Raw genomic sequence first — 13,414 nt, 5'->3', positions numbered from 1 at the left:
GTTTCGAGCAGTCCACAAAAGGGAGGAAACGGCAATGTGTGGCGTGGCAGGCGTTTTCCAGACCGACGGACGGAATTTCGACCAGACCGACCTGCTCAAAATGATGACCGAGTGCCTGGTCCATCGCGGTCCCGACGAAAACGGCCTGCACATCGACGGTCCGATCGGGTTAGGTTTCCAGCGGCTCAGCGTCATCGACGTGCCGCACGGACACCAGCCGATGACGGACGAGCACAGCGGTGTGGCCCTCGTCTTCAACGGCGAAATCTACAACTACCGTGAACTGCGTGCCCGTTTGGAGGGGCTTGGCCACCGGTTTCGGACGACGAGCGACACCGAGTCCATCCTGAGGGGATACCTGCAATGGGGCGAGCGGGTCGTGGACGAACTCGTGGGAATGTTCGCCTTCGGGATCCATGATCCGCGCACGGGAACACTGACCCTCGCGCGGGACCGGCTGGGTATCAAGCCGCTCTACTGGGCACAGGTCGGTGCGCAGTTCCTGTTCGGCTCGGAGATGAAGTCCATCTTCGCGCACCCCGAATTCCGCCGGGTGCCCAGCCTGGACGGCATATCGAGCTATCTGACCTTCCGACAGCCGGTATGGGGAGTGAGCTATTTCGACGGCATCGAAAAGGTCCTCCCCGGCCATGTGCTCACTGTCAAGGGCACCGAGATCAAGGTCCGTCAGTACTGGAGCCTTCCGGTCCCGGACATCGACCGGACCACCTCCGAGGCGGACTGGCTGGACCGCGCCGACCACCTGCTGGAGCAGTCGATCCGCCGCTGCATGGTGTCCGAAGTGCCCCTGGGCGCCTACCTCAGCGGCGGGCTCGACTCCAGCCTGATCGTGGCCATGATGGCCAGAATGAGCGACCGGCCCATCAAGACCTTCTCGGTGGGGTACGGCGACGGCGCGTACGACGAGGGCAGGTTCGCCGAGGCCGTCGCCAGGGAGGTCGGCGCCGAGCATCAGCACCTCGTCGTAGGCCACGAGGACTACCGCAAGGGTCTGGTGCCGCTCATCCGGCACCGGGACGCCCCCCTGAGCATTCCTCAGGAGATCGCCGTCCTGGAGCTGTCCAAGCTCATGAAACACGACGTCACCGTGGCCCTTTCCGGCGACGGCGCGGACGAACTGTTCGGCGGCTATGGACGCGTCATGCGATCGCCGTTGGACTGGAAGAAAATCGGCGCCCTACGGAAAATACTTCCCGCAGACGCGGTCGAACGAATAATCTCCGGACGCGGTCCCAGCCAGACCTCCGTACTGGCCAATCTCGATGTACGAAGCCACCTCGAACACTTCTACCGCGTCTACAACTGGGTGCCGTTCGAGGAGAAGAACGAACTCTTCACCGCCGAATCCCGAGCGATTCTCAACGGCGATCGCGCCACCCGGTATCCGTTCGAGGCATCCTTCGGCCGCTCGCGGAAGGGCAACCCCTACGACTCGGTGCTGCACGCTTTCCAGCACCTGCACATCGGCGCGATCCTCGACAAGGTCGACACCATCGGCATGGCGGCCAGCCTCGAAGGACGCGTTCCCTTCGTGGACGCGGAACTCATCGAGACGTTCGTCCGGATGCCGGTCAAATACAAAATGCGCTGGAACAGCCGCTGGTCCCAGTTCCGTTCCGTCTCCACGCCCGCCTTCGACGCCTCCGAGAGCCTGGACACGACGAAGACCCTGCTGCGGAAGCTCGCCGAGCGCTATCTGCCCCGCGAACTGACCCAGCGCAAGAAGATGGGCTTTCCCACACCGCTGGACGACTGGATGCGGGCCGGAATGCTCGACGAGGCCAAGGACATCCTCCTCGACCCGCTCGCGACCCGGCGCGGGATATTCGATCCACGCCGGATGGAACAGTTCCTGTCGAATCCACAGAACCTGGATCACGACTTCTACGGAAAGAAGGTCTGGATGTACATGAACGTCGAACTCTGGCTGCAGAACGTGGTGGACGCATGACTCAGCAGAACGCCCAGGCCGAGCTGGCCGAACCGACCAAGCCGACTGATCCAGCCGGTCGGGACAATCCGACGATCCTCTCCTTATTGGCGGACTGGGCGAACCTCTGCACCATCGCCGGTGTGGTGAGCGGCCTTCTCGGCATCTACTTCGCCGCACAGGGACGGCTCCAGTTATCCGCCGCGATGGGGGTGATCGCGGTCATCCTGGACTGCTTCGACGGGCCGATCGCCCGAAGCACCAAGAACCGGCCCGCGTACATGTCCTCGCTGGGACTCCAGCTGGACTCGTTGGCGGACGCCGTCTGCAGCGGTGTCGGACCGGCCGTACTGGTCCTCGCGGTGGGGAACTGGAATGCGTTCCTGCTGATCCCGGCCGCCCTGATAGTCGTCGCCGGCGTCACCCGGCTCGCCTATTTCAACGTCTACGGACTCGACGGGGGGAAATTCTCGGGGATGCCGATCTTCTACAACCCGGTGGTGGTCGCCCTTGTGCTGCTCGTCCTCTGGGCACTGGCGCCGGGCGCCGCGATCGGCGGCGCCGCGGCGGCCGGATTCGCGGTCGCGATCCTGAATGTCGCGCCTTTCACGGTACCGAAACTCCGCGGGCGTTATCTCAAGGGATTTCTGGTTCTCTGCTTCGCGCTGACCGCCGTCCTCTTCGGCTACGCGGCCCAGGGAATCGGGTCATGACCCAGGTGGCGACGGACGTCGCGCTCCGCACCCTGGAACAACTCGCCGCGCACAGCTTCGACTTCGCCACAGGAGTGCCCTGCTCCCTCCTGACCGGCCTGTTCCGGCACCTCGAATCGCCCGACACCACAAGCGAGTTGGGGCTGACCTATGTCCCCGCGCCACGTGAGGACACCGCTGTCGGCATCGCGGTCGGCGCCCGGCTCGGCGGCCGGACCCCGTTCGTCCTGATGCAGAACTCCGGGCTCGGCTACAGCCTGAACTCCTTCACCTCGCTCACCCAGATCTACGGCATCAACCCACTGGTGCTGCTGAGTTGGCGCGGCTTCGACGACACGGACGCCGTCGAGCACGACATCATCGGCCGCGAACTGCTCCGTGTCCTCGACGCCGTAGGAATCGGGCATGTGCTCCTGGACCCGGAAGACCCCGCCCGGGCGATCGACGCCGCGGTGGACCTCCACGACGACGGCAACCGCGCGGTGGCCGTCCTGATCACCTCGGGGGTCTGATGCAGTACGAGGACATGTTCCGCTCGGTGTTGACGGCGTTCCCCACCGCCGCGGTGATCTCGACCTGCGGGCACATCTCCCGCGACCTGTTCAACTTCCAGGACCGCGACGGGAATTTCTATCTCGTCGGCTCCATGGGCATGGCCGCTCCCGTCGGCGTCGGAGTCGCCCTGGCCGATCCCGGCCGGCCGGTCGTGGTACTCGACGGTGACGGCTCGCTGGCCATGAACACCGGCGGCATGCTGAGCGTCGGGGCGACCGGGGCACGGCTGCTCCACGTCGTACTCGACAACGGTGTCCACGGCAGCACCGGCGGCCAGCGCACGGTGCCGTTCGAGGACCCCGTCTCCGCCGCACTGGCCTTCGGCTATCGCCGGGCGATCTCCGTGCACACACCGGACATCGACTGGGCGGCGATCGACGCCTTCCCCGCCTTCGTCCACGCGAAGGTCCGGCCGCGCAGCGAGCCCGTCGGCCGCCGCGTCGCGCACACCCCGCACGAGCTGCGCGAGCGCTTCACCCACCTCCTCGCGGCCAAGTAACAGGCGCTCAGCCGGAATTCAGCGCCCGGCCCATCAACCACCGTTCGGCCAAGACGTCGCCGCTCGGTCACCCCATCTCCGCAAGGGAGAACATCAATGTCACCGGTAAAGTCCCTGCGCGCCCTGCTGCACGACGCCGACCTCGCCAAAGCGGCCGGCGCCCACAACCCGCTGACCGCTCAACTCGTCGAGCAGGCGGGCTTCGACGTGGTCTGGGCGAGCGGGCTGGAGATCTCCGCCTCGCTGGGCGTCCCCGACGCCAACATCCTCAGCATGAACGAATGCCTCGCCGTGGCCCGGGCGATGGTCGAGAAGGTGTCCGTCCCGGTCCTCGCGGACTGCGACTCCGGATTCGGCGGCATCGGCAACGTCGTCCACATGGTGCGCAGTTACGAGGCCGCCGGGGTCCAGGGCGTCTGCATCGAGGACAAGACCTTCCCCAAGCTCAACAGCTTCGTCGCCGGCAACCAGGCCCTCGTCCCCATCGAGGACTTCGCGGGCAAGATCGCCGCCGCGGTGGCGACACGTGTCACCGAGGACTTCGTCATCATCGCCCGCATCGAGGCGTTCATCTCCGGCTACGGCCTGGACGAAGCCCTGCGCCGGGCCGAGGCGTACGAACTCGCGGGCGCGGACGCCCTGTTGATCCACTCCAAGCGCACCACACCGGACGAGATCTACTCGTTCTGCGCCGCCTACGACGGCGAGCTGCCGATCGTGGTCGTCCCGACGACGTACAACAGCGTGACGATGGAGGAGCTGAGGGCCGGCGGAGCCTCGCTCGCGATCTACGCCAACCAGGGTCTGCGGGGTGCCATCACCTCGGTCCGCCGCATACTCGGGTCCATCCTCGCCGAGGGCACGGCAGCCCCCGTGGAGAACCAACTGGCGCCGCTGGGCGATGTGTTCAAGTACCAGGACGTGGCCGCACTGCTCTCCGCCGAGGACCGGTTCGAGTCGATCGGCCAGGGCGTGGCCAAGCAGATCCTGAACGGCGCCCGGGAAGAGCGGAGGAACGCTGATGTCGTCGAGCGTTGATGTGCGGACCGACCGCATCCAGCCGGGCGCACACCTCGTCGGCGGCCAACACCTCCAGGTCGGTGCCCTGTTGGAGAAAGTGAACCCCGCCCGGCCGGGTACGTCCTTAGGCCGGATTCCCGTCGCGGACCGGGGAGTTGTCGACAGCGCGGTCAGGACGGCACACGAACAGCTCCCGGAGTGGCGGAGGTTGGGATCCATCGCCCGCGCGGACCTCGTCCACCGGCTGGCCGCGCTGATGGAGCGGGACCGTGCCGAACTGGCCCGGCTGATCACCGCGGAACACGGCAAGACCGGGGCGGAGGCGGACGCGGAGGTGGCCCGGTCGATCGAGATCGTCCGGTTCGCAGCCGGGCTGGGCCGACGGCTCGGGGGCCGGACGCTGCCGTCCGACAGCCCGGACACCTGGAGCTCCACCACACGCCACCCGATCGGCGTCGTCGGGCTCATCACGCCGTGGAACTTCCCGCTGGCCATCCCGGTGTGGAAGCTGGCCCCCGCCCTGGTGGCCGGCTGCACGGTGGTGCTGAAGCCGTCACCGCTGGCCCCGTTCACCGCACAGCGGCTGGTAACTCTGGCCCATGAGGCGGGAGTTCCGGCCGGTGTGGTCAACCTCGTGCACGGAGACGGCCCGACCGGGGCCGCCCTCGTCGAACACGCCCTGGTCAAAGGGGTGTCCTTCACCGGGAGCGTCGACGTCGGCCGCCGTGTCCAGGCAGCCGCCGCCGCGTCGCTCACCCGGACCCAGCTCGAAATGGGCGGGAAAAACGCGGTAGTTGTACTGGCGGACGCCGATCTGGAGAAGGCGGCCCACGCCGTCGCGCACGGCGCCTTCGGGCAGGCCGGTCAGCGGTGTTCCGCGACCAGCCGGGCCATCGTCCAGGACGACGTCTTCGAGCAGTTCGTCGAACTGCTGGCGGCCCGCGCGAACGCGCTACGGGTGGGCCGCCCGGACGATCCAGGGACCGATCTCGGTCCGCTGATCAACAGCGCCGCCCTCGAACGCTGCCTGGACGCCGTGTCCGCGGCCGTGCACGAGGGCGCCCAACTCGTCACCGGTGGGACCGCGGTGGTCACCGAGGACGGCGGCTACTTCATGGCCCCGACGGTACTCACCGGAATCGCCGCGGACGCGCCGCTGGCCAACACCGAGGTGTTCGGCCCGATCCTGGTGGTCCTGCGCTGCCGTGACTTCGACGAGGCCGTGGCCATCAACAACTCCGTCCGGTACGGCATGTCGGCCACCCTGTTCACGGCCAGCCTGCCGCTCATCGGCCGGTTCCTCACCGAGGCCGAGGCCGGCATGCTGCACGTCAACCGGCCTGGCGTGGGCGCGTTTCCGCACATGCCGCACATCGGGACCAAGGAGTCCCAGGTGGGCCCGGCGGAGTGCGCCGACGACGCGATCGAGTTCTTCACCGAACTCAGAACGGCGACGATCGGTGTCGGCTGACCACTCCGCCGCGACCCGCGACTCAGCGCCTGCGGCCGGTGCCGTACTGGAAGTACGTCTCGCTCTCCCGCACTTCCAGATCGATTCCGAACTCATCGGCGGCGGCGACGAGTTCGGCGGCCGGGTAGAAGTTCTTGACGATGGTCGCGCTCTCACCACTGTTGAGCCGACGCGTCATGGTCTGCCCGGCCGCGCCGTCCACATGCGGTTCGGTGGTCGCGAGCGGCAGATCGTCGACGAAGAACAGCCGACCGCCGGGCCGTAGCCAACTCCCCAGCGAACGGAAGAAAGGACGGAGCCGTTCGCGCGGGACATGCGAGATCCAGAAAGTGAACACGATCGCGTCGAACCGCTCGTCGGTCTCCCAGGTGAACAGGTCCGCGATCTCGGTCCGGACCTGTTCCTCCTTGGCCACCGGGTTCTGCGCGAGCATCTCGGCCGACCCGTCGACCAGCAGGAGGTTCCGGGCGCGCGGGGCGAGGTGAACGCTCCAAGTGCCCGTACCGGGGGCGAGTTCGAGAACGTCGGCGCCGAGCTCGACCGAGTGCAGTACGGATCGGACGAGCTCCGCCTCGCGGAACCAGACCTCGTTCGCGGCCTCGCCCTTGTCGAAGGATCCCCGCCGTAGCCACCAGTCGTCGTATTCCCCCGCACGACTCGAGTAGTACGCCAACTGCTCGGCCAACTGCTCCTCGGTGACGGTCTTGAACTCTTCCTCGGCCCACCGACCGGGCTGCGTCGTCATGCGGTGCTTCACCTCTCGGATAGTGCCCCGAAATCCCCCAGAACTCAGAATACGAACTCCAGGAGAATCGAGAATGTGCGGTACTGTCGGACTTTTCACGGGCTGTGCGGCTGCTGCATTCTGCCCAATCAGCCAGTTAACACGCAACCAAGCACAGGCCGACGATTCGTCGGCGAAACTTGACGATTCATTGGCCAAACTCCCCGACTACCGCACCCCATTCGCGAACTGGGACCGTCGCGCCTCCGTACGGTCCAGTCCGCGCCGCACGCTTTCCGACGACGCCGGCGACCTCTTCCCCGCGGATCTGGTCCCGGTCGCGAAGCACGAACTCGTCGCCGAACTCCGCCCCGAACTGTTCCGCAGACTGCTGGCCCAACAGCTCTACCGCTACCTCCACTTCACTTCGAAGCTGGAGTTCATGGTGGTCAACTACGTCGTCCTCGGCATCTCGCAGGGCAACATACAGGTGCCGATCCCGGATCAGATGCGCTTCGACGCCCTGAAGATCTACTGCGACGAGGCCTACCACGGATACTTCTCCGTCGACCTGATGCGGCAAGTACAGGCGCGCACGGGCATCGCACCAGAGGTCGACGAAGAGCCGTACTTCCTGCGCCGGTTGGCGGCACTCAAGGAGAAGCACGATCCGGCCAAGGCGGGCTTCATCGACCTGCTTTTCACCATCGTCTCGGAAACACTCATCACCGCGTCCCTGACGGAGATATCGAAGTCCCGCGAGGTGTCGGGAGCCGTTGTCGACACCCTGCACGACCACGCGGTGGACGAAGGCCGGCACCACGCCTACTTCGCCTCTTACCTGACCTATTTATGGGCCTCCCTGAACCATGCGGAACGCGCCTTCTCCGCACGGCTCTTCCCCGAACTCATCGACGTGTTCCTCCGTCCCGACGTGCCGTCCATCGGAACCGAACTCGGCGGCTACGGACTCAAGCCCGACGCGGTGCGTCAGGTACTCGCCGAGACGTTCAGCGAGCGGACCCAGGCCGACTACAACCGCGCGACCGCCTCGAAGCTCCTCGGATACCTCCGGGAGATCGAGGCGTTCGACGATCCCGGCGCCCGGTACGAGGCTCAGACTCGCGGCCTGCTGCCCGGCTGACGATCCGTCAACTGACCGATGGTGGCGGCGATTTCGCCGGCCCAACCGAGCAGCCGCATGTCTGTGTGACGGCGCCCCACCAGCTGGAGTCCGAGGGGCAACTCCCCGATGCCTCGCGGCAAGGGGATCGTCACGCAGGGCAGGCCGAAGTGGCTCCAGGGCAGACTCATCACCGGGCTGCCGGTGGACGAAAGGCCAAGCGGCGCCACATCGGTCGCGGCCGGCGCCACGACAAGGTCGAGGCCCTCCTGATCCATCCTGGCGTCGAAGGCGGAGCGCTGTTCGGCCAATTCACCGACGGCGTCCGCGTACTCACGCTCCGAAAAACCGAGCCCTCGCCGGATCACCTCCGTGGTCCCCGCGCCGAGCAGGTTCCCGTACCGACGGAAGCGATCCTCGTGGGCCTGCGCGAATTCGGCGGCGAAAATGACCGACTGAGTCTTGGAGAAAACGGCCATGTCGGTCGCCAGGTCCGTGTGCACGATGTCGAGACCGGCCGCGGCGAGATCACGCACCGCGGCGCCGAACACCTCGTTCGTCGTTTCGGTGGCCAGCGTCAGATATTCACGGGCGGGCACGGCCACGACGGGTTTCCCGCCGATGGGGTGCTCGTCCTCGAAGAACACCGAAGCGCCGAGTGCGAGACCGGACACGGACGTGGCGAAAAGCCCGAACGAGTCATAACTCCGGGCGCAGGGAATGACCCCGTCCAAAGAGACGCTGCCCTGCGTCGACTTGAAACCCGCGACACCGCAGTAGGACGCCGGCCGTATCACCGAGCCGATCGTCTGCGTCCCCACCGCCAGGCCTACGGCTCCGGTCGCCACGGCCGCCGCGGAACCGCTGCTGGAACCGCCGGGTGTGCGCCGCAGGTCGTGCGGGTTTCGGGTCGATGGTGGATGTACGCAGGCGAATTCCGCGGTCTTTGTTTTTCCTACGACCACGGCGCCGGCCCGCCGTAGCAGAGTGACCGCGGATGCCTCGGGGCCCGTGAACTCGCCCGGGTCGAGCGCCGAACCGCCCGTGGTGGGCAGGCCGTCGACGGCGAAGATGTCCTTGACGCCCAGGGTGGCCCCGCGCAGTGGCCCGGAATTGTCTGTGGGTATCGGGGCCAGCCGGGCTTCCCTGTCCGGTTCCTCTTCGAATGCCTCGACTGCGGAATCCGTTTCGGTGATTCTCTTCAGAGAGGTCTGGATGTTCCGGGCCACGTCCGCGTGTGCCCCGGTTTCGGAAACGAGATCACGACCGAAAACCATGTCCATGCCCCGATGGTATTCGCGGTGCCGGTGGCACGACCGGGGGCCGCACCTGGCGTCGGAACACCACCAGGGACACGGGTGCCACTACGAGGCTGACGACGGCGACGACAGCCAGGATGGTCCGGGGGTCCCAACTGCCGCCCGCCGTGGCCAAGATGACTCCGGCCAGTGGTGCCGACGCCAGGATCATCGAGGAGAACACCCCCAGCGTGGCCCCGAGTTGCTCGGTCGGGATCACCCGGATACGCCAGGTGCGCATCCAGATCGTGAAGACCGTCACGCCGGCGCTCCAGCAGCCGTAGCCGATGCCCATGACCATGACGTCGTGGGCGAGGATCATGCACAGGGCGCCGGTCACGAGGAGGAGGGCGACGGGCCAGAGGAAGACGTCGACCTCGCGTCTCTTGGCGATCGGAGCGGTCAGGAGGGCGGCGAGGAAGCTGACCACCGTCGCTGTCGCCGCCAACAGCCCTACGGTCGGCTCGGATTGGCCGAGGTCGCCGATGATGATCGCGGGGAGCGACGCCAGGACCAGGCTCGCGGTGAGGTTGACGCCGAGGGTGACCGCGATCAGCGAGAGGATCGGGCGGCTGCCGAACACCGTGGAGAAACCGGTGCCGAGGCGGCGGAACAGCTTCTCGCCGCCCGTTTCGACCACCACCCGGTCCAGGGCGTGGAAGCACAGCCCCGTCCACACCCCGGCGACCAGGAAGATCGCGGCGATGACGCCCAGACCCGCGTCGACCGGCAGGACGCCGAGCAACATGCCGCCGAGAGCGGGGCCCGCGACCGTCACGAGTTGCTGTGCGGCCTGGAATCTCGCCTGGGTCTGCGGGTAGCGGTCCCGGGCGACCTGGCGGCCGAGGATGCTCTCCACCGCGATGGTGGAGTGCCCGTTCAGCAGCGTGGCCGCGCCACCGGCGACCACCAGCAACGGCAGCGAACCGGTGACCGCGGCCAGCAGCAGCATCGCGACCCGGGCGAGGTCGACCACCACGAGTTGCCGCCGGGCGCGGAAGCGGTCGACGTAGGCGCCCGAGACCGGCATCGACAGGATCCGGGGCAGCCACTGCACCAGGAACGCGATGCCCGACGACGTGACCTGCTGCGTCGCCCCGTACACCGCGATCGGGACGAAGAACGTCACCGTCTGGTCGCCCAGGATCGCCAGTGCCCGGGCGGCGACGAAGCCCAGGATCGTGGCGTCACGATGCAGCGCGGGGGCGGGAGTCGGTGCCGTCACCGGTCGGACTCTGCCGGGAGCTCCCGGACGACCAGTACCGAACGCAGGGCGGCGACAGCGGTGTCGAGGTCACGGACCACGTCCGCCTGCGTCGCGCCGACCGCCACGAACGAGGCGATCGCGGAGGTGCTCGACGTGGGTCGTGACATCACGTCACCGGGGCCGACCTTCGGTTCGAACAGCGTGATGGACGCGGGCAGTTGGAGCTCGCCGAGCGCTTCGACGAGGCCGGGTCGCGGGGGCACGAGCGCGTATCCGGTCTGCCGTACGGGCGTTGACCGGAGGGTGTGGTGGAGCGGGTTGCCGAGGTAGGCGCGGGCGAACCACTCGATGGGGTCGACGTCGAAGCCGTGCTCCAACTGGTCGCGGATCTTGGCCCCGCCGACCCGGCACCCGACCTCGTTGAACACGAAGCCGTCCGCCGACGCGAAGATCTCCGCGTGGAACAGCGCGGTCTCCTCGATGCCGAGAGCCTCGACCGCGCGGACGGTCATGTCCCGCAAGGCCGGCAGCCGGGGATCGTCGGCGTCGAGGAAGGTGCTGAGACAGACCGCGCCCTGGGTGATCTCCAGACATGACGTGGTCTGTTCGGAGGGCCAACAGACCTTCACCTCACCGGAGTCGACGATCCCGTCGATGTGGAACAACGCGTGGGAGACGAAGGACTCCGCCATGAGGTTGGCCGGAGCGTCCCCGACGGACAGCGGGTTCCGGGTGAGGAAAGTGTCCAGATCCGTGTCGTTCTCGATGAGGGTCACGCCCACCGAGGCGGCGCCCAGCCGGGGTTTGACCACGAGCGGGAATCCGAGTTCGCGGGCCGCGCGAACGAGGTCGGTGACATCGTCGACGGTCCGGTAAGCGGCGATCCTGACACCGGATTCGGCCAACACGTCTTTCATGCGTATCTTGTCGCGGAACAATGACGCCTCGGCCTGCGACTGACCGGAAATACCCCAGGCGTCACGGAGCCGACCGGCCCGGAGAAGGTCGAACTCCGACATGGCCAGCAGCTTTCCGAACGCGTGCCGATCGTGCAGCCGATGCGCCAGGTATTCCGGCAGCGCCGAATCGGCGTAGTCGTCGACGATCTCGGTGTGCGCGAATCCGGCCAGTTCGTTCTTGCGGGCGGTCTCGTCGGCGGAGACCGCATCACTGCTGGTGATCAGATACAGCTCGTCCGACGGGCGGGCCCACTTACGGTAATCAACGCGGGCGAGTGAGAACCGGTTGAGAATGAGTACCTTCACGATTGCTGCGCTCCTCGGGCGTGTGCAAAAGGACGGAGTGTTTCTCCCGGGCTCACACGTATTCGGCGTCGCCCTCGATCGGCTTCCAGCCGAACCGCAACTCGTCGGCGGCGCTCGTGGCGTTCTTGAGCGCGTCATCGGCGTTCGGGCCGGTGGCGATGACGTGTGCGATCCGGTCGCGGTTGGAGCCGTGCGAGCGGTACACATCGCCGATCCGGTTCTTGATGTGCACCTCGGTCACCCCGGCGCCGCGCCGGGCGTCCTCGACCCCGTCGATCGAGGCCAGCTCGCCGGTGTCCGGCATCGCGACGAACCGGATCGCGGCGGCCGGTGCCGCGGCGGCGGACGACTCCGGCCACGGCCTGCCGACGACCGCGGCCATGTGCCGCGCCGTCAGGTCGATGCCGGTGGCGAGCCGGACCAGTTCCGGTACCCGGTCACCGCCGACCCGGGGGTTGACCTCGATCAACCGCGGAATCCGCTGCTCCCGGTCGGCGAACTTCACCTCGACGTGCGCAGGACCCCAGTCGAGACCGACGGCCCGGAGCCCGCGCTCGGCGGTCTCGACGATCAGCGCCGCCAGGCCCGGCTCCACGGTGGCCGGAAACTGATGGGCCAGCTCGACGAAGTAGGGCAGCGGTCCGCTCGTCTTCGCGGTGATGCCCAGGCCGCGGCCGTCGAACGCCTCCACCGAGTACTCCGGGCCGGCCAGATACTCCTCGACCACCACCGTCGGGTCCATCTCGACACCGAGGTAGCTGCGGGTGCCGAGGATGTGTCCACTTACTCGTGCCACCTCCGACGCGTCGTCGCACCGCCGGACGAATACGCTGCCGGTCAGGCCGACGGGTTTGACGACGACCGGATAGCCCGTCTTCTCGGCGGCGGATAACGCTCCCGCCACGTCGTGCACGAGTTCATAACGCGGATTCAGACCGGGCGCGGAGTCACACGCGGACCGAATGCCCGCTTTCGACCTGCACCGGTGCACGGCTTCCGGCGCGGGGCCCGGCAGATGCAACGCGGCGGCGGCTTCCGCGGCGACCGCGACGAAGTACTCGTACACGGAGGTCACCCCCGCGAGGTCGTCTCCCGCGATTTCGCGCGCCGCTTCGGCGATCGCGGATGCCGACGAGGTGTCGCACCCGACAATGCTCGTCCCGATGTCCCGATAGTCGTCCAGCAGAAACTGGTCCAGTTTCTCCGGCCGGTCGACCAGGATCACCGTCCGGTATCCCCAGTTCGCCAGACTCCGAGCGGCGTCCTGCCCCGCACCCGTTCGCGGCGATTCGACCAGACACACAGTTTTCCGCACAGCGGATCTCCTCTCGCGCATATGTGGCAACCTGCGCGTCACCGTACCCAGGAAAGATCGGGTGAACACTGCGCTATTCCTTGTTGTGCGAGAGGTATGACCAGCGGCCGAGGAGAATTGACGTTGTTTCACATTCCCTTGGTTGACAAGGTTTTACATTCCTTTTCTTGGCCGTTGTCTGGTCAGGTGCGGGTTGAAATCGTGGACCTCGGCGGCTGCGGAGCGTCGGTGGTGAGGCAGGCGCGGACACTCGGGCGCTCTTGGCCGGTGATC

The 13,414-nt window shown here is 67.1% G+C and carries 12 protein-coding genes; 7 read left to right on the top strand and 5 right to left on the bottom strand.

Annotation, left to right across the window (positions count from 1 at the left end):
- Positions 1-43 precede the first annotated feature (43 nt).
- The 6 genes from asnB to OG588_RS07630 all read left to right on the top strand — a co-directional run bounded on the left by asnB (position 44) and on the right by OG588_RS07630 (position 6,209).
- A complete protein-coding gene (gene asnB / locus OG588_RS07655; RefSeq protein WP_405946634.1) occupies positions 44-1,972 on the top strand; it encodes an asparagine synthase (glutamine-hydrolyzing) in 1,929 nt (642 codons plus the stop codon).
- Positions 1,969-2,664, top strand: coding sequence for a CDP-alcohol phosphatidyltransferase family protein (locus OG588_RS07650; protein WP_405946633.1), 696 nt, complete (start codon positions 1,969-1,971; stop codon positions 2,662-2,664). Before asnB ends, OG588_RS07650 begins: the two co-directional genes overlap by 4 nt.
- A complete protein-coding gene (locus OG588_RS07645) occupies positions 2,661-3,176 on the top strand; it encodes a hypothetical protein (RefSeq protein WP_405946632.1) in 516 nt (171 codons plus the stop codon). The genes OG588_RS07650 and OG588_RS07645 overlap by 4 nt, the downstream gene beginning before the upstream one ends.
- Positions 3,176-3,718, top strand: a complete 543-nt coding sequence (locus OG588_RS07640; protein ID WP_405946631.1) for a thiamine pyrophosphate-dependent enzyme — start codon at positions 3,176-3,178, stop codon at positions 3,716-3,718. The genes OG588_RS07645 and OG588_RS07640 overlap by 1 nt, the downstream gene beginning before the upstream one ends.
- A gap of 96 nt (positions 3,719-3,814) precedes the next feature.
- Positions 3,815-4,756, top strand: a complete 942-nt coding sequence (locus OG588_RS07635; RefSeq protein ID WP_405946630.1) for an isocitrate lyase/phosphoenolpyruvate mutase family protein — start codon at positions 3,815-3,817, stop codon at positions 4,754-4,756.
- The gene (locus OG588_RS07630; RefSeq protein WP_405946629.1) at positions 4,740-6,209 is read left to right on the top strand and encodes an aldehyde dehydrogenase family protein; all 1,470 of its coding nucleotides are present in this window, start codon (positions 4,740-4,742) and stop codon (positions 6,207-6,209) included. The genes OG588_RS07635 and OG588_RS07630 overlap by 17 nt, the downstream gene beginning before the upstream one ends.
- Before the next feature lie 22 nt (positions 6,210-6,231).
- Here the strand turns inward: OG588_RS07630 and OG588_RS07625 are convergent, their stop codons facing one another.
- Positions 6,232-6,954: a class I SAM-dependent methyltransferase gene (locus OG588_RS07625; RefSeq protein WP_405946628.1), complete on the bottom strand. Its 723-nt coding sequence runs from the start codon at positions 6,952-6,954 to the stop codon at positions 6,232-6,234.
- A gap of 190 nt (positions 6,955-7,144) precedes the next feature.
- On the opposite strand from OG588_RS07625, the gene OG588_RS07620 reads away from it, so the two are divergent.
- Entirely contained in the window at positions 7,145-8,077 is a 933-nt protein-coding gene (locus OG588_RS07620) for a diiron oxygenase (RefSeq protein ID WP_405946627.1), read from the top strand.
- On the opposite strand, the gene OG588_RS07615 is transcribed toward OG588_RS07620, so the two are convergent.
- From OG588_RS07615 to OG588_RS07600, 4 genes are read right to left on the bottom strand one after another with little or no spacing between them, the layout of a single operon-like run.
- Positions 8,050-9,339 (bottom strand): amidase family protein, encoded by a 1,290-nt coding sequence (locus OG588_RS07615; protein ID WP_405946626.1) that lies wholly within the window; start codon positions 9,337-9,339, stop codon positions 8,050-8,052. The two genes, OG588_RS07620 and OG588_RS07615, sit on opposite strands and share 28 nt — an antisense overlap.
- Entirely contained in the window at positions 9,317-10,579 is a 1,263-nt protein-coding gene (locus OG588_RS07610) for an MFS transporter (RefSeq protein WP_405946625.1), read from the bottom strand. The genes OG588_RS07615 and OG588_RS07610 overlap by 23 nt, the downstream gene beginning before the upstream one ends.
- Positions 10,576-11,826: a hypothetical protein gene (locus OG588_RS07605; RefSeq protein ID WP_405946624.1), complete on the bottom strand. Its 1,251-nt coding sequence runs from the start codon at positions 11,824-11,826 to the stop codon at positions 10,576-10,578. Before OG588_RS07605 ends, OG588_RS07610 begins: the two co-directional genes overlap by 4 nt.
- 52 nt (positions 11,827-11,878) lie before the next feature.
- A complete protein-coding gene (locus tag OG588_RS07600; protein ID WP_405946623.1) occupies positions 11,879-13,141 on the bottom strand; it encodes an ATP-grasp domain-containing protein in 1,263 nt (420 codons plus the stop codon).
- Positions 13,142-13,414: the final 273 nt, after the last annotated feature.

Source organism: Streptomyces prunicolor (assembly GCF_045162825.1).
Classification (GTDB): domain Bacteria; phylum Actinomycetota; class Actinomycetes; order Streptomycetales; family Streptomycetaceae; genus Streptomyces; species Streptomyces prunicolor.
This window is presented reverse-complemented; position numbering and strand designations above follow the sequence as displayed.